Genomic DNA, 18933 nt, shown 5'->3' on the forward strand with positions numbered 1-18933 from the left:
CGCCGGTTGCGGTGGGGCCACACCTGTCGTGGGCGGCCGGCACCCGCGGGTTGAGGTTTCCTTCCGGGTGTCCGGTCGACGCCGGGTCTTCGGGTCAGTGGCTAGCGGGCTGAGGTGGTGGCCCGCACCCAGGGCAGGGCCAGGCGCTCGACCAGGCTCAGGACGGCGTAGAGCACGATGCTCATGAGCGCCACCAGCACGATCGCCGCCCAGGCGGTCGCGGTGTCGCCGACGCCGTTGTACTGCAGGATCTGGTAACCCAGGCCCGGGCGGTCGGAGTAGAACTCCCCGATCACCGCGCCGATCGCGGCCAGCGGCATGGCCACCTTGAGCCCGACGAAGATCTGCGGCAGCGCCGCCGGGAAGCGCACCTTGCGGAACGACTGCCACCACGAGGCGTTGAGCGACCGGCCCAGCTCCGCCAGATCCGCCGGGGTGGTGGTCAGCCCGGTCGCGGTGGAGAGCACGATCGGGAAGAAGCAGAGCAGGAACACCATGGTCAGGATGGGTTTCTGCCCCCAGCCCACCGCCACCACCAGCAACGGCCCGAACGCGATCTTCGGGACCGCGTTCACCGCCACCAGCAGCGGCGCGAACATCCGCTCCACCCGCCGGGAGGCGGCCAGCGCCATCCCGATCAGCACCCCGGCCACCGACGAGAGCAGGAAGCCGAACAGGGTCATCCAGGTGGTGATGCCCAGCGCGGGCAGCAGCACCTCGGTGGTGCTCGTGAGGGACTTCCCCACCGCCTGCGGCGGGGGCAGCGCGGCCGGGTGCACCAGGTTCAGGCCCGAGGTGACCAGCCACCAGGCCGCCACCGCGATCACCAGGCCCAGCGCCGGCAACCCGACCGCCGCCGGGCGTACGGCGATCCCGCGCCGGACCGCCGGGCGCGGCGGCGCCTCCGGCCGGGCCTCGGTCGACTGTGTCAACGTGTCCTCCTCTCTGCACCGGTCGGTGTGACCGGCACGCGAAGGGGGTGCGCCCCACCGGGGTGTCCGGCGGGTCGCACCCCCGTTTGGCCCGAGCGGACCGGTCAGGCCTTCGGCGCGAGGTTGAAGTCGATGATCTGGTCCGGGGTCAGGTTCTGCTTGAGCGCACCGGCGCCCTGGAGCAGCGCGATGCTCTTGGCCACCCGGCCGCTGTCCAGCGTGCCGATCGCGGTGCCGGAGTTGCTCGACCGGACGTACGCGGCCATCAGCTGAAGCTCGGCGGAGGCCGCGGCCGGGACGGCGGCCGGCACGTTCTTCTTCAGGATCTCGGCGGCCTCGTCCGGGTTGGCCAGCGAGTACTCCAGGCCCTTGAGCAGCGCGGCGGTGAACTTCTTCACCATCTCCGGCTTCTCCTTGGCGATCTTCGAGGACGTGATCAGCGCGTTGCCGTAGAGGTCCTGCATCACGTTGCTGTACGGCAGGATGACCGGCTTCTTCTTGGTCACCGTCTCCACCGTCGGCTGGCCGACGACGAACTGGCCGATGCCGTCCACCGAGCCCGAGCCGAGCATGCCGATGAGGCCCTGCGCCTCACCGTTGACCCAGGTCACCTTGCTGCCGTCGATGCCGGCGAGCCGCGCGTACGTCGGGAAGAGGTTGCGCACGACGGACGTCGGGGTGTCGGCGAGCTTCTTGCCCTCGAGGTCCTTCGGGGTGGCGATGTTCTTGCCCTCGACCGTGACGATCGCGGCCATGGTGCGCTGCTGGATCGCGGCCACCGCCACGAAGTCCTTCGCCTGGCCGTTGCCGAGCTGGAGGATGCCACCGGTCAGGTCGATCGGGCCGAAGTCGGCCTGGCCACCGGTGATGGTCTGGATCACGGAGCCGGTGCCCTGACCGGGCTTGATGTCGACGTCGAAACCGGCCTCCTTGAAGAAGCCCTTGTCCTTCGCCACCCAGGCGTAGGAGTCACGCCCGAAGTTGCCGAACGAGGTGAGGTACGTCACCTTCTCCAGCGCCGCGCCGTTGCCGCCGCCGCTCTCGGACTTCTCCGAGTCGCTGCTGCAGCCGCCCACCAGGGCGAGGGCGGTGGCCAGAGCCGCGGCGGCGACCGTACGGGTCAGCCTTCTCATCAGTGCACCATGTCCTTTCCGACCAGGACTTCTTCGCCGGTCGGGTCGTGGGTCCGACGGGGTCGGCATGTGGGTTCGGCCGACTGGACCGTCGTGAGGGGACTCTTCGCGCGCAACAGCGTACGAGAAGGCAGATGACCTGCCGCCGCCGTCCCGGTTGCGGAACGGAAACGAAGTTGCGTGACGGAAAGCGGACTGACGTCCACCCCGGACAGTGCTATAAGCACCGTCCGCTACGCTAGCCCGGCTCGCATTTGGGGACGACGTGGAAGGGAGCCGGCGGAGATGATCCGACTGTCCGGGGTGTCCCGCACCTTCGACGGCCGTTCGGGGCGGGTGGAGGCGTTGCGTGGCATCGACCTCGACGTCGCCGAAGGCGAGTTCGTCGCCGTCCTCGGCCGGTCCGGCTGCGGCAAGTCCACGCTGCTGCGCATGATCGCCGGGCTGCTGCCGGTCACCGGCGGTGAGATCACCGTGGGCGGTACGCCGATCACGAAGCCCCGCCGCGACGTGGCGATGCTGTTCCAGCGGCCGGCGCTGCTGCCCTGGCGCTCGGTGCTGGACAACGTGCTGCTGCCGGTGGAGATCTTCGGCTGGCGCCGCGCCGAGCACCGCGACCGGGCCCGCAAGCTGCTGGAGATGGCCGGGCTGGGCGGCTTCGAGAAGCGCCTCCCGCACGAGCTGTCCGGCGGCATGCAGCAGCGTGTCTCGCTGTGCCGGTCGCTGATCGGCTCGCCCCGGGTGATGCTCATGGACGAGCCGTTCTCCGCGCTCGACGCGCTCACCCGCGAGGAACTCTCCGGCGAACTCCAGCGGGTGCACATGGAGACGAAGGCGACGATCGTCTTCGTCACCCACTCGATCGACGAGGCGGTGCTGCTCGCCGACCGGGTCGTCGTGCTCAGCCCGCGTCCCGGCCGGATCCGTCAGGTGGTCGAGGTGAACGTCCCCCGGCCCCGCACGCTCGGCCGCCACGAACACCTCGCCGACGTCGCGCGGATCAGCGCCGAGCTGCACGAGCTGCTGATGGAACGGGACACGCCGGGCGTACCCGTGGGAGGCCACTGACCATGCGGGTCTCGGTGTTCACCGAGCCGCACCGCGGTGCGGACTACGACGACCAGCTCCGGTTCGCCCGGCTGGTCGAGGAGACCGGCTTCGAGGGCTTCTTCCGGGCCGATCACTACCGGGCCATGGGGGACGAGCCGGCGCTGCCCGGCCCCACCGACGCCTGGCTGACGCTCGCCGCGCTGGCCCGGGAGACCTCCCGGATCCGGCTCGGCACGCTGGTCACGTCCGCCACGTTCCGGCTCCCCGGGCCGCTGGCGGTCATGGTCGCCCAAGTCGACCGGATGAGCGGCGGCCGGGTCGAGCTGGGCATCGGCGCCGGATGGTACGAGCGCGAGCACACCGCGTACGGCATCCCGTTCCCGCCGGTCAGCGAGCGCTTCGACCGGCTCGCCGAGCAACTGGAGATCGTCACCGGGCTGTGGCGCACCCCGCCCGACGAGACGTACAGCTTCACCGGTGAGCACTACCGCCTGGTCGACGCGCCCGCGCTGCCCAAGCCGGTGCAGCAGCCCGGCCCGCCGGTGATCGTCGGCGGACGGGGACCGAAGCGCACGCCCGACCTGGCCGCCCGCTACGCCGACGAGTTCAACATGCCGTTCAAGAGCGTGGCCGAGACCGCCGCCGCGTACGAGCGGGTGCGGGAGGCGTGCGACCGCGCCGGACGGGACGCCTCCGGCCGCGCGCCGCTGACGCTCTCCGCCGGCATCGTGGTGGCGATCGGACGCACCGACGCCGAGGCGCAGCGCCGGGCCGCGCCGCTGCACGTCACGAGCGCGCTGCCGCCGGAGGACCCGGTGGTCGGCTCCCCCGCCCAGCTCGTCGAGCGGATCGGCGAGTTCGCCGCGATCGGGGCCACCCGGGTGCACCTGCGCCTGATCGACTTCGACGACCTCGACCACGTGGAGCTCATCGCCGCCGAGGTGCTCCCCCGACTGGACGGACCACGATGACCGAACTCTCCGCCGACCTCGAACTCGGCCCGGTGGGCCAGGAGATCGTGTACGAGAACGACCGCGTACGCGTCTGGCACATCCGGCTGGAGCCGGGTGAGCGGCAGCCGCTGCACCGCCACGACCACCCGTACCTGGTGGTGGCGATCCAGGGCGCCAAGAACGTGGTGCAGACGATCGACGGCACCACCATCGACGCCGACGAGCCGACCGGCGGCGTGGTCTACCGCGACCCGGGCGCGGTGCACATGCTCACCAACGTCGGCGACACCACCTACCTCGCGCGCCTGGTCGAGCTGAAGTAGCCGCACCGGCAGGTTCGCCGCGCCGCGCGGCGGCAAGGTGGCGATCGGGGGCACCGGGCCGTAACGTGCCCGACATGGCCTTTCGGACGTGGGGCAGGCTGCTGCTCACGGCGCTCGGCGTGAGCGTACTGGCCGGGGCCGGCCAGTTGGGCATCGCGTACGGCTTCGGAGTCGTACGCCTCGACGGCGCGTTCGTGGACGTCTCGGTCAACCGGTGGCCCGCCCAGCTCGTCTGGGTGGGCTGGTTCGCCGCGGTCGCCACGGTCGCCGGAGCCGTCCTCACCGAGCGCTTCGCCCGCCGCGACGACGAACAGGGCGGCACCACCGAACTGCTCTCCATCGCCGGCGTGAGCGCGCTCGGCGCGATGGTGGTCGCCCCGCTGTGCATGCAACCGGCCCGCGCGGCCGAGCTGGGCGGATCCGTCGACCCGGTGTGGGCCGCCGGCATCTGCGCCGCCCTCGGCGCGGTGGTCGGGGCGGGCGCCGCGATCGCCGTCCTGCTCAAGCCGCCGTTCGGCTGGGGCGTGGCGATCACCGCCGGGATCGTCTGGCTGATGGCGCTGCTCTCCGTCGCGCCCACGATCGTCTCCAGCCGCCCGCTGGCCACGGTACGGCTCGGCGTCCTCGAACCCTCCTGGCTCGACCCGGAGGCGGCGCAACGCCTGTCCATGCTGCTGCTGCCGGTGCTCGCGCTGCTGGCCGGCGGGGCGGTCGGCGTACTCGCCCGCCGGGCCGAATGGCCGCCGCTCGTCGGCGGCGCTGCCGGGGCGGCCGGCCCGGTGCTCGTCGCGTTCGCCTACCTGACCGCCGGTCCCGGCTCGGCGACCGACCGCTACCAGGTCGCGCCCTACTACGGCGCGCTGATCGCCGTGATCGCCGGCGCGCTCGGCTCGACCGCCACCACTGTGCTGCCCCGGCCGGTCACCACAGGTGATCCCGACGCCGTCGAGGCCACCGACATCCTCGCGCCGCTGCCGCACTCGTCCACTCCGGGCGTCCCGGCCGCCCCGCCCGCGCCTCCGGTGACCAGCGGCGCCGCCGCGCCGGCGCACTGGAACTGGCCGGAGGCCGGCGGCTCGGCCACGGTGTCGGCACCGGCCGGTACCGATCTTCCCGCCGCCGATCAGCCGGCCGTCACGGGACAGCCGGTGGGCGACCGTCCGGCCGTCGTCGACACGGGCCACGGCCAGCCCATGCCGGGCCTGCTGCCCCCGGGGCGCCGGACGTCGGCCATCGACGTCCTCGCCGCGAGCCGCCCCGACCCGGTCCCAGGTGCGGGCACGGTCCCGGGGGCGGGCACTGCCCACACGGACAGTGCCGGCGAGGCGGTCACCACGGACCGCACCGCCACCGCCGACCGGGCCGTCGCCGGTTCCGGACCCGCCACCACCTCGGCCACCGGCGACCGCGCCTCTGACACCTCCGCGGTCACCCCGGCGGACAGCGAGGGCACCTCCGCAGCCGCGACGGCCAACGTTTACGACTCCGCACCTGGCGATGCCGCACCGGAACCGGCTCAGGAAGCGGCGGCGACCGCGCCACGGGTGACCCGGCCGCGCCGTACCCGCGCCGGCCGGTCCGGCGGGACGACCGACGGACCGGCGTCACCCGCCGACGAGACCACAGCAGCATCCCGCACCGGGGACGCCACCTCGAAGGACGCGTCACCGGCCACCGGCGGCACCACCGAGAGCCACGTTCCCGGCCCGCGTACGGACAGCGGCGCCCTCGCCGGACCGGTCCCGGCCGACGCGGACGGCGACACCCCCGCCGCGCCACCGGCCGAGTCCACTGCCGGAACCGGCCGTTCCACCCGTTCCCGTCGCCCCCGCACCCCGAAGGCCGGACCGCGTGCCGGCGTCCCGGCCTCCCCCGAGTCCGCCCCGGCCGACATCGCGCCGACGACGCCGAGCAGCCCGGCCGACGCCGCTCCGTCGACGCCGAGCGGGCGGGCCGACGCCGCCGCGATCCCACCGGCCGCGAACGCAGTCCGGGACGACGCGGGCACCACCTCGGCACCGGGCCATACGGACCCCGGCACGCAGGGCGGCCCGGCTTCCCACACCGGCGCCCCCACCGGGGATGGCGCATCGTCCGGGCGTACCGGACGCAGTTTCTTCTTCGACGACCCGGCGCCGGCCCCGTCGTCCCGGCCCCGGTTCCCGATGTTCGAGGACGTCACCGGCGCGCCCGGCGAGGTACGCCCGGCCTGGCCGATCACCCCGGCTACCCGTCCGCACCGCGCCACCACCGAACCGGACGCACCGACCCGCGACGGCGCGGAGGCGAGCGTCCCGGCCGAGCCGGCGCCGCGTCCCCGCCACCGGGGCCTGCCCGAGCCGGGCGCGAGCACCGGATGGGACGCGCTGGCCACGAACGCCCGTCCCGCCGGACCGGTCGCCCGGCCGGAGGCAGGGCCGGTCGCCCGTCCCGAGGCGGTGACCGCCGTACCGGCCGAGGCCGTCACGGCGCTTCCGGAAGCCACCGCGCCGGAGACGAGCGAGACGGACTCCCGGCGCGGCCGGCACGCCGAACCGGACGACGCCGACGCGCCCGCCGGCAAGTCGAAGCCTCTGCGTGGTCTGTTCCGCCGCAACCGCGGGGCCAAGGGCGACCCGGAGCCGGCCGACCGTACGGCCGAGCCGACCACCGCTGCCGACGACGAGTACGTGGACTGGGTCGCCGGTCTCGCCTCGGACGACAACGCCGACGACGCCCGCTCGCTGCGCACCGGACGGCACCACCGCGACTGAACGAGCACCGGGGCGGACCGGATCGCACGGCCCGCCCCGGCCCCGCTCACGCCAGCGGCAGGTAGACCTTCGATCCGGAGGCGACGAACTCCTCCGACTTGCCGCGCATGCCCCGCGCCGCGTAGTCCTTCAGCTCCTGCGTGATCTTCATGGAGCAGAACTTCGGCCCGCACATCGAGCAGAAGTGCGCGGTCTTCGCCGGCTCGGCGGGCAGCGTCGCGTCGTGGTAGGCCCGCGCGGTCTCCGGGTCGAGCGCCAGGTTGAACTGGTCCTCCCAGCGGAACTCGAACCGGGCCTTCGACAGCGCGTCGTCCCACGCCTGCGCGCCGGGGTGCCCCTTGGCCAGGTCGGCCGCGTGCGCCGCGATCTTGTACGCGATCACCCCCGCCTTCACGTCGTCGCGGTCGGGCAGCCCAAGGTGCTCCTTCGGGGTGACGTAGCAGAGCATCGCGGTGCCGAACATGCCGATCATCGCCGCGCCGATCGCGGAGGTGATGTGGTCGTACGCGGGCGCGACGTCGGTGGTCAGCGGACCGAGCGTGTAGAACGGCGCCTCGTGGCACCACTCCTGCTGGAGGTCCACGTTCTCCTTGATCTTGTGCATCGGCACGTGCCCGGGACCCTCGATCATCACCTGCACGTCGTACTCCCAGGCGACCTTCGTCAGCTCACCGAGCGTGCGCAACTCGGCGAACTGCGCCTCGTCGTTGGCGTCGGCGATGGAGCCGGGGCGCAGGCCGTCGCCGAGGGAGAAGGTCACGTCGTACTTCGCGAGCAGCGAACACAGCTCCCGGAAGTTCGTGTAGAGGAAGTTCTCCTCGTGGTGCGCCAGGCACCAGGCCGCCATGATCGAGCCACCCCGGGACACGATGCCCGTCACCCGGTCCACCGCCAGCGGCACGTACGGCAGCAGCACCCCGGCGTGCACGGTCATGTAGTCGACGCCCTGCTCCGCCTGCTCGATGACGGTCTCGCGGAACACCTCCCAGCTCAGCTTCACCGGGTCGCCGCCGACCTTCTCCAGCGCCTGGTAGATCGGCACCGTGCCGATCGGCACCGGCGCGTTCCGCACGATCGCCTCGCGGGTCTCGTGGATGCGCTTGCCGGTGGACAGGTCCATCACGGTGTCCGCGCCCCACCGGGTCGCCCAGGTCAGCTTCTCCACCTCCTCGGCCACCGACGAGGTGACCGCCGAGGTGCCGATGTTGGCGTTGACCTTCACCAGGAACGCCTTGCCGATGACGGCCGGCTCGCACTCCGGGTGGTTGACGTTCAGCGGCAGCACGGCCCGCCCGGCCGCGATCTCGTCCCGGACGAACTCCGGCGACACCGACTCCCGGACCGCCACGAACTCCATCTCCGGCGTGACGACCCCGGCCCGGGCGTACGCGAGCTGCGTCGGCCGCTTCCCGTCCACACCCGCCAGCGGCGTGCCGGCGCCGCGTACCGGGGCGACGTCGCCGCGCTCGGCGATCCACGGCCCGCGCAGCGCCGGCAGCCCCACCTCCGGGTCGGAGCCGGGACCGGAGGTGTCGTAGAGCCGTACCGGCGGGTTGTCCCCGGTCAGCGGCACCTCGGCGAACGGCACCCGGATGTCCGGGCGTGACCCTTCCACGTACACCTTGCGACGTGCCTGCATGACAGCCTCCCTGTCGCTCATGCGGACCAGCCGAAGTGGTCCAGCGGGCCGCGTCCCGCGCCCAACTCCCAGGTCCGCGCGCCGGTCAGCGCGCGGGTGACGTACTCCTTGGCGGCGGCCACCGCGACCGGCACCGCGTCGCCCGCGGCGAGCCGGACCGCGACGGCGGCCGAGAACGAACAGCCGGTGCCGTGGTTGTGCCGGGTGTCCACCCGGGGTGCGCGCAGCAGCCGCGTGGTCCCGCCGCCCGCGAGGACGTCGACCGACTCGCCGTCGGCGTCCACGTCGCCGCCGGTCACCACCACGAACGCCGGGCCGCGCGCCGCCAGCGCCTCGGCCGCCGCGACCATCTCCTCCACGGTGCCCACCGGGCCTCCGGTGAGGGCCGCGGCCTCCGCGCAGTTCGGCGTCGCTACCTCCGCGTACGGCAGCAGCCGCTCGACCGCCTCCACCACGCCGAGCCGGTGCCCGCTCGTGGCGACCAGCACCGGATCGACGACCAGGTGCGGCAGCCGCCCGGCGCGGGCCGCCTCGGCGACCGCGTCGGCGACGGCCGGGGTGCCGAGCATGCCGCTCTTCACGGCCCGCACGTCGAAGTCGCCGAGCACGCTGTCCATCTGGTCGCGCACGGTCTGCGGGGGCAGCGGCAGGACGGCGTCCACGCCCCGGGTGCTCTGCGCGGTGACGGCGGTGAGCACGCTCGTGCCGTACGCCCCGAGCGCGGCGAACGTCTTGAGGTCGGCCTGGATGCCCGCTCCCGCTCCGGAGTCGGAGCCGGCGATGCTGAGGACTGTTTTCGGCGTCACTGGTGTTCTCCGGTAGTTGCGGTGGAGGGCTGCGGCCGACCGTGCCCACTCCGGGCGGTCAGGCTTGATCCCTCCGTGGGCACGGTCGGCCGCAGCCCTGTCGCGTGCGGGCCTTCGTCGGATCGCGCGGGGTGGGTGCGCGCCATACGGGTGGCCGCCTCCTGGAAGGCTCTGCCCAGCGTGGTGGCGGTTTCGGTGGGGTCGTTCGCGCGCATGATCGCGCCGAGCACTGCTACTCCTGTGGCGCCCGCCGCTACGCATGCGTGAACCTGGGCCGGGGTTTCGATGCCGCCGAGGGCGAGCACCGGGACCGGGCTGGCTGTCACCAGCGCGGCGAGTCCGGCCGGCCGCAGCGCCGGGCCGTAGCCGGGCTTCGTCCTCGTCTCGTAGACCGGGGACAGCGTCGCGTAGTGCTCGGTGGTGAGCCGGGCCAGCTCGGCGGTGTCGTGGCAGGAACGGCCGACCAGTCCGACGGCGGGCGGCGGGTACGGGCCGGCGGCGGGCAGGTGCACCGCGTCCCCGTCGAGCGGATCGGGTCCGGCGACGACGAGCGTGCCGCCTGCCTCGGCGAGGATCGCGCGCAGGTCGGCGGCGAGCGCGAGGCGGTCGGCGCGGGGCAGGTCCTTCTCCCGCAGCACCACCCACCGCACTCCCCCATCGACGGCACCCGCCACCACGTCGACGAGCGCCCCCCGAGCCACCCGCCGATCGGTCAGCACGACGACCCCGGTCGGGCCAGCGTCGATCTTGGTACCCGGCCGCCTGTCCAGGGGCGCGCGCGTACCAAGATCGCCGGGAACGGTGACGCGTGAAGCGGTCACAGGTCGGGCCGGCCGTCGTCCGGGGTGGACGCCAGGGCGTGGAAGCGGCGGGCGATGCGGCCCGCGCCGTACGCCAGGCGGCCCGCCTCGACCGCGTACCGCATCGCGGTGGCCATCGCCACCGGGTCGGCGGCCCTGGTCACGGCGCTCGCCAGCAGCACCGCGTCGCAGCCCAGCTCCATCGCGAGCGCGGCGTCGGAGGCGGTGCCGATGCCCGCGTCGAGCACCACCGGCACGTCGACGGCCTGCCGGATCAGCCGGATGTGGTGCGGGTTGCCGATGCCCAGCCCGGAGCCGATCGGCGACCCGGCCGGCATCACCGCCGCACACCCCACGTCGGCCAGCCGCCGGGCCAGCACCGGATCGTCCGAGGTGTACGGCAGCACCGTGAACCCGTCCGCCACCAGCTCCTCGGCGGCGCGCAGCAGCTCCACCCCGTCGGGCAGGAGCGTGCGCTCGTCGCCGATCACCTCCAGCTTCACCCAGTCGGTGTCGAACGCCTCCCGGGCCAGGTGCGCCGTCTTCACCGCCTCGACGGCGGTCCGGCAGCCGGCCGTGTTCGGCAGCAGCCGTACGCCGCACCGCTCCACCAGGTCGAGCAGGCCGCCCGACCCGCCGGGCGTGGTGTCCACCCGGCGCAGCGCCAGCGTCACCAGCTCGGTGCCGGAGGCGCGGATCGCCTGCTCCAGCACGTGCAGGTTGGCCGCGCCGCCGGTGCCGAGGACGAGCCGGGAGCCGAACGTGACCCCGCCGATCTCCAACGTGGACATGACGCTCACCCGCCCTGGGTGGCGCTGAGCACCTCGACGCGGTCGCCGTCGCGCAGCACGCTCGCCGACCAGCCGCCGCGCGGCACCACCTCGCCGTTCACCGCGACCGCGAGCCCGCGCTCCCGGTCGGTGACGGTGCGGACCACCTCGGCGACTGTGACGCCCTCGGGCAGCGTCCGGCCGGTGCCGTTGACGATCAGTTCCACGTGCGCTCCTTCCCGAAGCGGTCCGGGGTGAAGGGGGCGAGCGCGGGGTCCGGCTCGCCGCTGACGATCAGCTCGGTGACCAGGTCGGCGGTGACCGGGGTGAGCACGATGCCGTGCCGGTGGTGCCCGGTCGCGGCGAGCACGTCCGCCTGCCCGGGCAGCGGCCCGATGATCGGCGCGTTGTCCGGCGTACCGGGGCGCAGCCCTGCGACGGCCTCCACCAGCTCGTACTCGACCAGTTCCGGCACCAGCTCGGCGGCGGCGCGCAGCAGTGTCAGCACGCCACCGGCGGTGACAGCGGTGTCCGCGCGCTCCTCGACCGTCGCCCCGACCACGACCTCGCCGCTGTCCCGGGGCACCAGGTAGACCGACTCGCTGTCCGCGTACCCCCGGATCACGTGCCGGAAGCCCGGCGGACCGCCACCGGGCGCGCGCAGCCGCAGCACCTGGCCCTTCACCGGCCGGACCGGCAGGCCGGTCAGCGCCGCCGCGCCGCAGCCCGCCGCGACCACAGTGACCCGCGCGTCCACCTCGGACAACGCGCCGACGCGGGCCGGGCGCAGCTCCACGCCGGCGCGCTCGGCGGCCGTGCGCAACGCGGCGACCAGCCGCCGCGGGTCGACCTGGTGGTCACCGGGCGCGACAGCGCCGCCGCGCACGCGCGGCGCCAACGCCGGCTCGCGGTCGCGCAGCTCCGAGGGACGCAACGGCGTGATCGGCAGTCCCAACCCCCGTTGGTACGACCACAGCCGCCCCGCCTCGGCCAGGTCGTCGGCGGTGAGCCCGACGACGAGCGTGCCCTCGGTGCGGTGGCCGACGTCGACGCCGCTCGCCCCGGCCAGTTCGGCGGCGAAGCCGGGCCAGCGGGCGGCCGACTCGACGAGCAGCGCGGTCAGCTCGTGCTCACCGAAGTACGCCTCGGCGACCGGCGACAGCATCCCGGCGGCCACCGAGGACGCGCCCGACCCCGGCCGGTCGTCGTGCACCACCACGCGCAGTCCACGTTGCGCGCACCGCCACGCGATCGCGAGTCCCACCGGCCCGGCGCCCACCACCGCCACGTCGGCCGGGCTCATCGCGTCAGCGCCCGCAGCAGCTCGGCGGTGGCGTGCGCGGGATCGGCGGCCAGGCTGAGCGCCCCGACCACCGCCACCCCGTACGCCCCGGCGGCCCGCAGCGCCGGCACGGTCGCGGCGGTCACCCCGCCGATCGCGATCACCGGCACGCTCACCGCCTCGGCGACCGCGCGTATCCCCTCGGGGCCGATCGGATCCGGCAGGCCGGGCTTGGTGGTGGTGGTGGCGTGGCACGGGCCCACGCCCAGGTAGCTCGCGCCCGCGTCCACCGCCGCGCCGGCGCTTACCGGTTCGCGGGCGGTCGCGCCGAGCACGGCGTCCGGGCCGAGCACCCGGCGCGCGGCGGCCACCGGCAGGTCGTCCGCGCCGACGTGCCCACCGGCGGCGTCCACCGCGAGCGCCACGTGCAGCCGGTCGTTGACCAGGCACCGTGCCCCGTACGGCCGGCACGCCTCGGTCACGCGGCACGCCAGCTCGTACGCCTCCCGGTCGGTGGCGTCGTCCTCCACTCGCACCTGCACGACGAGGTCGGCGCCCGCCACGGGCAGCACGGCACGCAGCACGGCGAGCGGGTCACGCCCCGGCCGGGTGTCGGTGATGAGATGCAGTCGTCCCAGGGACAGCACGGCAACGCTCCTCCCTGCGCCGGCATTACCCGGATCAGGTTCGACGGTCGGGGGCTCCCAGCCCCCCTCTCAGCCCGGTCCGCACCGGGCTCCCGTGGGTCACTTGCGGCCTACCGTACGACGCCTCCCGCCCGGACGGAAGCCCGGGTGAGGTTTTTCCCAGGAACCAGCCGTCCGCCGGATCGGGGCAGCGGGTGACCGTCCCGTCACGACACGCTGCCGGGATGTCCGTTCCCGCCCGTGTCCCGCGCCGCCTGGCGACAGTGCCGTTCCGGGGCGGCCGTGCCGTCTCCGAAGGGCTGCTCACCTGGACGATGCTGCGCGGGCCGACGTGGATCCGCCTGCTCCCGGACGTGTACGTGCACCGGGACGGACACCGCGCCGACGACCACCGGATGTGGTGCGAGGCGGTAGCGTTGCGCCTGCCGCCGGGTGCCGTGCTGGCGGGACGCAGCGCCGCCTGGTTGTCCGGTGCGGACGTGCTCACCCGCGACGCACCGGTGACGGTGCTGCTGCCGGCGGCCGCGCGACTGCGACCGCACCCACGGATGCGGGTGGTCCGGTCACCGCTGCCCGATCGGGACCGCACCCTCGCCGGCGGACTGCCGGTCACCACCCCGCTGCGTACCGCGTTCGACCTGGGTCGGCAGGGCCCACTCACCGAGGCGCTGGTCGCCGTCGACGCGCTGCTGCGCCGCCGGGTCGTGGAGCTGCCCGTCCTGCGGGCCTACGCCGCCGACCGGCCGGGCTGGCCGGGCGCTCCACTGCTGCGCGAGGTGCTGGCGCTGGCCGAGCCGCTGAGCGAGTCCCCGATGGAGACGCGGCTGCGGCTGCTCCTGCTCGACGCCGGCCTCGGCCCGCTCACCGCCCAGCACGAGGTACGCGCCGGCGGGCGCTTCGTGGCCCGGGTGGACCTGGCCTGGCCCGCTCTGCGCCTCGCGGTCGAGTACGACGGCGACCACCACCGCGAACGGGCTCACTTCCGGCGGGACGTGGCACGCCTGAACGCGCTCCGCGCCGCCGGGTGGGTCGTGCTGCGGTTCACCGCCGACGACGTGCTCCGCCGTCCTGACGCCACAGTGGCCCTGGTACGCCAGGCCCTGGCGGAACGTCGCGCCGCCGAGGCGCACCACTGACCCGTGCCCGCCGCCCGCCGCCCGCAGCCCGCTCGCCCCGCTGCACCCCCGGCCCGGCCACCGCCACCCGGTGCCTGGCCGGTCGGTCCGGGCCGGGCCGGGTCGCCCGAGACACCACGGGCGTCAGGAGGCCGCCGCAGACACCTATGGCGTTCCACTCGCGGCTGAATCTGGCGAGGAGTGGAACGCCATAGGTGTCTCAAGGCCCTTTTGACACCCATACCGTTCCACCCATCGTGAGCGCTGCCTCTGAGTGGACCGCCATGGGTGCCTCCGCGCGGGCGGGCCACGGTGGGCGCACGCCCGCCGCGCGGGGCGAGCCCTGACGCTCACACGCCGACGAGCGGGCGCACCTGCGAGGCGCGAGCGGACGCCCGACGCGCGGGAGGGTGCGTCGGCACCGGCGGGGACGTCAGAGGATGGCGTCCAGGGCGTCCAGGTCCTCGTCGCTGGGCTGCCATGTACCGGCGTCGGCGTTGGCCTTCACCTGCTCGGGAGTGGTCGCCCCGGCGATCACCGAGGTCACCGCGGGACGGGCCGCCAGTCCACCGATGGCCACCTGGAGCATGCTGATCCCGCGCTCGGCCGCGTACGCCTCGATCGCCTCGATGACGTCCCAGCGCGCGGCGGCCAGCCGCTCGGCGTACCGGCCGCCACCGGCCAGGCGGCTGCCCGCCGGGGGTGCCTCGCCCCGCTTGTACTTGCCGGTGAGCAGCCCGTTGGCGAGCGGGAAGAACGGCAGCATGCCGAGGCCGAACCGCTCGCAGGCCGGGATCACCTCGTCCTCCACCCCGCGTTCCACCAGCGAGTAGTGGTTCTGCGCGGAGATGAACCGGGTACGCCCCTGCGACGACGCGGTCCAGTCGGCGTCGGCGATCTGCCAGCCGGCGAAGTTGGAGTTGCCCAGGTAGCGCACCTTGCCGGCGGTCACCAGGTCGTCCAGCGCGGCGAGCGTCTCGTCGATCGGGGTGCCCGGGTCGGGCTCGTGCATCTGGTACAGGTCGATGTGGTCGGTGCCGAGCCGGCGCAGCGACGCCTCGACGGCGCGGGCGATGTAGCGGCGGGCGCCCCGGGCGCCGTGGTCGGGCCCGTTCGCGCCGTTCATGTCCATGCCGAACTTGGTGGCCACCACCACGTCGTCGCGGCGGCCCTTGAGCGCCTGGCCGAGCAGTTCCTCGGAGGCGCCCTGCGGCTCGCCGTAGATGTCGGCGGTGTCGAAGAAGTTGATCCCGGCGTCGAGCGCTGCGTCCACCACCGCGCGGGTGCCGTCGAGGTCGAGTTTGCGGCCGAAGTTGTTGCAGCCGATACCGACCACTGACACCACGAGCCCGGAGTCGCCCAGCCGGCGATAGGTCATCTCACTCACGAGATCCACCCTATGCCCGCTCCCCGGGTGTCACCCGGAGAGCGGCGGCCAGCACCCGGGCGTCACCGATGGTCGCCGCCAACTCCTCGGGGGTACGCCCCACCGCGCCCAGCAGCGCCTGCGCCCGCTCGGCGAAGTCCGGCGGCGCACCCGGCAGGCGCCCGGCGGAGGCGATCATGCCCTTCTCGTTCACCAGCCACCGTCCGGCCCGGCCGTGCAGCGCGTGGACCAGCACCCCGACCACCCGGAACAGGCAGCCCGCCACGTAGCCGGCGTCGCCCGCGGCCGCGCCCTTGGCCGCGCCGTCGAGCAACAGTCCGGTCTCCCAGCCACCGCCGACCAGCGCGGCGCCGAGCGCGGGCGGGTAGTCGACGGTCTCGGCGCGCAGCGCGGTCAACTCGCCGGTCGGGTCGCCGAGCACCCGTCCGAGCGCCACCTCCCCGGCGTACGCGTGGGAGTAGAAGCCGAGCGGGTGCCCGGCCTGCGCCTCGACCGTGTAGCGGCCGGCCCGGCAGTCCGCCCAGACCCGGTGCACCCGGTCCAGGTCCCGGTAGATCCAGTCCACGGCGACCCCGCCGACGCGCAGCCAGCCGCCACCGTCGACCCACGGTCCCCAGCCGCCCGGGGCGGTGAGGTCCACCGGCCCGTCGGCGATGGAGGCGGCCACCGCGCGCAGCCCGGCCAGGTCGGGCGTACCCCGGTAGTAGAGGCCCAGGTCCCAGTCGGAGTCGGGCCGGTGATCGCCGCGGGCGCGGCTGCCGCCGAGCGCCACCGCGACCACCCCGTCGACCGCGCACAGCCGGTCGACCACGTCCTGGTCGATCACCCCACGTCCCAGACCGGCTCCGGCGTCTCGACCACGTCGCCGTCGCCGCGGAACAGCACGAACCGGTCGAAGGTACGGGTGAACCACCGGTCGTGGGTGACAGCGACCACCGTCCCCTCGAACGCGGTCAGTCCGGCCTCCAGCGCCTCGGCCGAGGCCAGGTCGAGGTTGTCGGTGGGCTCGTCGAGCAGCAGCAGCGTCGCCCCGGACAGCTCCAGCAGCAGCACCAGGAACCGGGCCTGCTGCCCGCCGGAGAGCGTGCCGAACCGCTGGTCGCCCTGACCGGCCAGCTCGTACCGGGACAGCGCCGCCATGGCCGCGTGCCGGTCCATGCCGGCGCGGTGGTCGTCGCCGCGCCACAGCACCTCGACGAGCGTCCTGGCCGTCAGCTCGGGCCGGTCGTGGGTCTGCGAGAAGTGCCCGGGCCGGACCCGGGCGCCGAGCCGGACCATGCCGCCGTGCGCGACGGGCGCGAGCGCGGCGGCGCCGTCGACGGGGGTGTTGCCCGGCTCCGGATCGGTGCCGCCCCGGGCCAGCAGGCGCAGGAAGTGCGACTTGCCGGTGCCGTTCGCGCCCAGCACCGCGACCCGGTCGCCGTACCAGAGTTCCAGGTCGAACGGGTACGTCAGGCCGTCCAGCTCCAGCTGCTCGGCGATCACCGCGCGTTTGCCGGTCCGCCCGCCGGTCAGGCGCATCCGGATGTCCTGGTCCTTCGGGGGTACGGGCGGCGGCCCGGCCTCCTCGAACTTGCGCAACCGGGTCTGCGCGGCCTGGTAGCGGGAGGCCATCCCGTCGTTGTACGCGGCCTTCTGCTTGTACATCAGCATCAGCTCGCGCAGCTTCTGGTGTTCCTCGTCCCAGCGTTTGCGCAGCTCGTCGAGGCGGGCGTGCCGGGCCACCCGGGCGTCGTGCCAGCTCGCGAATCCGCCCGGGTGCACCCAGGCGCTGCCGCCCTCCACCGCGACGACCCGGTCGGCGGTCTGCGCCAGCAGTTCCCGGTCGTGCGAGACGTAGAGCACGGACTTGCCCGACTCGCGCAGCCGCGCCTCCAGCCAGCGTTTGCCGGGTACGTCGAGGAAGTTGTCCGGCTCGTCGAGCAGCAGCACCTCGTCCGGGCCGCGCAGCAGCAGCTCCAGCGCGAAGCGCTTCTGCTGGCCGCCGGAGAGCGTGCGGACCGGCCGTTCCCGGGCGCTGTCCCAGGGCAGGTCGAGCACGATGGTGGCGACGGTGTCGAAGAGCACCTCCGCGTCGTACCCGCCGGTCTCGCCCCAGGCGGCGAGCGCCTCGGCGTACGCGAGCTGGGTCTTGGCGGCGGCGGAGCTGTACTTGCCGCGGACCTCGGCCGCCCGCATGGCCGCCTCGGTCTCGGCGAGCCGCCGGCCGGCGTCGCGCAGCGCCGGCGGCGCGAGCGACAGGGCCAGGTCGGCGAGCGTGGACTCGTCGCCGATCATGCCGATGAACTGCCGCATGACGCCGAGCCCGCCGGAGCGGGCGATCGCGCCGGTCTTCACCGGCAGGTCACCGGCGACCATCCGCAGCAGCGTGGTCTTGCCGGCGCCGTTCGGGCCGACCAGCGCCACCTTGGCACCCTCACCGACCCGGAACGAGACGTCGCTGAACAGCTCACGCCCGTCCGGGAGGATGTGCCCGGCTCCTGCCACGTCCACGTATCCCACGCGGGCATCCTGCCCGAGCCGGGGCGGTGGACGACACCGGATTACCGGGTGACCCGCAGCACCCGGTAGCCCTTCTGGCTGGCGTGCCGCTCGACGGACCAGCCCTGCTCGACGAGCCAGCGGTGCAGCGAGTCGCCGCCGAGGTGCCGGGCGACGACGAGCCAGGCCACGCCGTCCGGGGCGAGCCGGGGCAGCCAGCGCAGCAGCAGGCCGTGCAGCTCCGCCTTGCCGATGTGGATCGGCGGGTTGGACCAGATCTGGGTGAAGGTGACGTCGTCGGGCAGCTCGTCGGGCGCGACGGCGCGTACCCGGTCGGCGGCGCCGACCCGGGCCGCGTTGGCGGTGGTGAGGGCGCGGGCGCGCTCGTTGACGTCCACCGCCCAGACGGTCGCCTTCGGCGCGGTGGTGGCCAGGACGCAGGTGATCGGGCCGAAGCCGCAGCCGATGTCGAGCAGCGCGCCGGTGACGTCGGCGGCCGGCAGGTCGGCCTTGCGCAGCAGCACGGCGGTGCCCGGGTCGAGCCGGTCGGCGGAGAAGACGCCGCCGGCCGAGGCGAGCGTGTAGTCGCGCCCGGCGACTGTGAACTCGACCTCGCGCGGGCGGGCCGGGGTCGAGGGTTCAGCGGTGAAGTAGTGGTCGCCGGTCACGCCCGCATTCTCGCACCGGGGCGGAGCGGTTCCGGCGACGGTGTCACGGGCGGGGTCGCACGCCACTCCGCCAGATTTTCCCGATATTACCCCTGAAAGGGACAATCAGTCCTACTCTATGCCACATGGTGTACCGGTACGAGTCCGATGAGGACGCCTTCCTGGAGTACCCGAAGCCCGGGTCGGCCCCGAAC

The 18933-nt window shown here is 74.2% G+C and carries 18 protein-coding genes and 1 riboswitch; of the genes, 5 read left to right on the forward strand and 13 right to left on the reverse strand.

Going from position 1 to position 18933, the window contains the following annotated elements; translation table 11 throughout:
- Positions 1 to 101 precede the first annotated feature (101 nt).
- Together EAD96_RS17020 and EAD96_RS17025 are read right to left on the reverse strand one after the other, a co-directional pair.
- Positions 102 to 872, reverse strand: coding sequence for an ABC transporter permease (locus EAD96_RS17020; protein WP_233585908.1), 771 nt, complete (start codon positions 870 to 872; stop codon positions 102 to 104).
- Between the two features lie 164 nt (positions 873 to 1036).
- Positions 1037 to 2065 (reverse strand): ABC transporter substrate-binding protein, encoded by a 1029-nt coding sequence (locus EAD96_RS17025; RefSeq protein WP_120573106.1) that lies wholly within the window; start codon positions 2063 to 2065, stop codon positions 1037 to 1039.
- Between the two features lie 285 nt (positions 2066 to 2350).
- Here EAD96_RS17025 and EAD96_RS17030 point away from each other — a divergent pair, with 285 nt between their 5' ends.
- From EAD96_RS17030 to EAD96_RS17045, 4 genes are all read left to right on the forward strand, one after another.
- The gene (locus tag EAD96_RS17030) at positions 2351 to 3133 is read left to right on the forward strand and encodes an ABC transporter ATP-binding protein (protein WP_121685015.1); all 783 of its coding nucleotides are present in this window, start codon (positions 2351 to 2353) and stop codon (positions 3131 to 3133) included.
- 2 nt (positions 3134 to 3135) lie between these two features.
- Complete coding sequence (locus tag EAD96_RS17035; RefSeq protein WP_120573104.1) at positions 3136 to 4086, forward strand: LLM class F420-dependent oxidoreductase; 951 nt, start codon at positions 3136 to 3138, stop codon at positions 4084 to 4086.
- Positions 4083 to 4391 (forward strand): cupin, encoded by a 309-nt coding sequence (locus tag EAD96_RS17040; RefSeq protein WP_013288595.1) that lies wholly within the window; start codon positions 4083 to 4085, stop codon positions 4389 to 4391. Before EAD96_RS17035 ends, EAD96_RS17040 begins: the two co-directional genes overlap by 4 nt.
- A 74-nt stretch (positions 4392 to 4465) precedes the next feature.
- Positions 4466 to 7144: a hypothetical protein gene (locus tag EAD96_RS17045; protein ID WP_121685016.1), complete on the forward strand. Its 2679-nt coding sequence runs from the start codon at positions 4466 to 4468 to the stop codon at positions 7142 to 7144.
- A gap of 46 nt (positions 7145 to 7190) precedes the next feature.
- Here EAD96_RS17045 and thiC read toward each other — a convergent pair whose 3' ends face one another.
- The 7 genes from thiC to thiE all read right to left on the reverse strand — a co-directional run bounded on the left by thiC (position 7191) and on the right by thiE (position 13088).
- Positions 7191 to 8783: a phosphomethylpyrimidine synthase ThiC gene (gene thiC / locus EAD96_RS17050; RefSeq protein ID WP_121685017.1), complete on the reverse strand. Its 1593-nt coding sequence runs from the start codon at positions 8781 to 8783 to the stop codon at positions 7191 to 7193.
- A 17-nt stretch (positions 8784 to 8800) separates the two neighbouring features.
- The gene (gene thiD, locus EAD96_RS17055; RefSeq protein WP_121685018.1) at positions 8801 to 9589 is read right to left on the reverse strand and encodes a bifunctional hydroxymethylpyrimidine kinase/phosphomethylpyrimidine kinase; all 789 of its coding nucleotides are present in this window, start codon (positions 9587 to 9589) and stop codon (positions 8801 to 8803) included.
- Positions 9586 to 10335, reverse strand: a complete 750-nt coding sequence (locus tag EAD96_RS17060; RefSeq protein WP_121685026.1) for a thiamine phosphate synthase — start codon at positions 10333 to 10335, stop codon at positions 9586 to 9588. Before EAD96_RS17060 ends, thiD begins: the two co-directional genes overlap by 4 nt.
- Before the next feature lie 71 nt (positions 10336 to 10406).
- On the reverse strand, positions 10407 to 11180 hold the full coding sequence (locus tag EAD96_RS17065) for a thiazole synthase (protein ID WP_121685019.1): 774 nt from the start codon (positions 11178 to 11180) through the stop codon (positions 10407 to 10409).
- A gap of 5 nt (positions 11181 to 11185) precedes the next feature.
- Positions 11186 to 11386, reverse strand: a complete 201-nt coding sequence (gene thiS, locus EAD96_RS17070) for a sulfur carrier protein ThiS (protein WP_013288601.1) — start codon at positions 11384 to 11386, stop codon at positions 11186 to 11188.
- Positions 11377 to 12462, reverse strand: coding sequence for a glycine oxidase ThiO (thiO, locus tag EAD96_RS17075; protein ID WP_121685020.1), 1086 nt, complete (start codon positions 12460 to 12462; stop codon positions 11377 to 11379). The genes thiS and thiO overlap by 10 nt, the downstream gene beginning before the upstream one ends.
- On the reverse strand, positions 12459 to 13088 hold the full coding sequence (thiE, locus tag EAD96_RS17080) for a thiamine phosphate synthase (RefSeq protein ID WP_121685021.1): 630 nt from the start codon (positions 13086 to 13088) through the stop codon (positions 12459 to 12461). The genes thiO and thiE overlap by 4 nt, the downstream gene beginning before the upstream one ends.
- Positions 13083 to 13194: riboswitch (TPP riboswitch) on the reverse strand. Its footprint overlaps the gene before it by 6 nt.
- Before the next feature lie 118 nt (positions 13195 to 13312).
- Between thiE and EAD96_RS17085 the strand changes: the two genes are divergently transcribed.
- A complete protein-coding gene (locus EAD96_RS17085; RefSeq protein WP_121685022.1) occupies positions 13313 to 14224 on the forward strand; it encodes a DUF559 domain-containing protein in 912 nt (303 codons plus the stop codon).
- Positions 14225 to 14636: 412 nt separating this feature from the next.
- Here the strand turns inward: EAD96_RS17085 and EAD96_RS17090 are convergent, their stop codons facing one another.
- From EAD96_RS17090 to EAD96_RS17105, 4 genes are read right to left on the reverse strand one after another with little or no spacing between them, the layout of a single operon-like run.
- Positions 14637 to 15599 carry an aldo/keto reductase gene (locus EAD96_RS17090; RefSeq protein WP_199733204.1) on the reverse strand — a complete coding sequence of 321 codons (963 nt, stop codon included), beginning with the start codon at positions 15597 to 15599 and terminating at the stop codon, positions 14637 to 14639.
- A gap of 1 nt (position 15600) precedes the next feature.
- Positions 15601 to 16416 (reverse strand): nucleotidyltransferase family protein, encoded by an 816-nt coding sequence (locus tag EAD96_RS17095; protein WP_121685024.1) that lies wholly within the window; start codon positions 16414 to 16416, stop codon positions 15601 to 15603.
- Positions 16413 to 18092: an ABC-F family ATP-binding cassette domain-containing protein gene (locus EAD96_RS17100; protein ID WP_120573095.1), complete on the reverse strand. Its 1680-nt coding sequence runs from the start codon at positions 18090 to 18092 to the stop codon at positions 16413 to 16415. The genes EAD96_RS17095 and EAD96_RS17100 overlap by 4 nt, the downstream gene beginning before the upstream one ends.
- A 41-nt stretch (positions 18093 to 18133) precedes the next feature.
- On the reverse strand, positions 18134 to 18739 hold the full coding sequence (locus tag EAD96_RS17105; RefSeq protein ID WP_121685025.1) for a class I SAM-dependent methyltransferase: 606 nt from the start codon (positions 18737 to 18739) through the stop codon (positions 18134 to 18136).
- Between the last annotated feature and the right edge of the window lie 194 nt (positions 18740 to 18933).

This window comes from Micromonospora sp. BL1 (assembly GCF_003667485.1).
Classification (GTDB): domain Bacteria; phylum Actinomycetota; class Actinomycetes; order Mycobacteriales; family Micromonosporaceae; genus Micromonospora; species Micromonospora tulbaghiae.

Excerpts from the sequence above, each read along its gene's own strand:
- thiO (WP_121685020.1), bottom strand. The coding sequence starts at position 12,462 with ATGAGCCCGGCCGACGTGGCGGTGGTGGGCGCCGGGCCGGTGGGACTC.
- EAD96_RS17040 (WP_013288595.1), top strand. The coding sequence starts at position 4,083 with ATGACCGAACTCTCCGCCGACCTCGAACTCGGCCCGGTGGGCCAGGAG.
- EAD96_RS17030 (WP_121685015.1), top strand. The coding sequence starts at position 2,351 with ATGATCCGACTGTCCGGGGTGTCCCGCACCTTCGACGGCCGTTCGGGG.
- EAD96_RS17065 (WP_121685019.1), bottom strand. The coding sequence starts at position 11,180 with ATGTCCACGTTGGAGATCGGCGGGGTCACGTTCGGCTCCCGGCTCGTC.
- EAD96_RS17085 (WP_121685022.1), top strand. The coding sequence starts at position 13,313 with ATGTCCGTTCCCGCCCGTGTCCCGCGCCGCCTGGCGACAGTGCCGTTC.
- EAD96_RS17035 (WP_120573104.1), top strand. The coding sequence starts at position 3,136 with ATGCGGGTCTCGGTGTTCACCGAGCCGCACCGCGGTGCGGACTACGAC.
- EAD96_RS17045 (WP_121685016.1), top strand. The coding sequence starts at position 4,466 with ATGGCCTTTCGGACGTGGGGCAGGCTGCTGCTCACGGCGCTCGGCGTG.
- thiC (WP_121685017.1), bottom strand. The coding sequence starts at position 8,783 with ATGCAGGCACGTCGCAAGGTGTACGTGGAAGGGTCACGCCCGGACATC.
- EAD96_RS17025 (WP_120573106.1), bottom strand. The coding sequence starts at position 2,065 with ATGAGAAGGCTGACCCGTACGGTCGCCGCCGCGGCTCTGGCCACCGCC.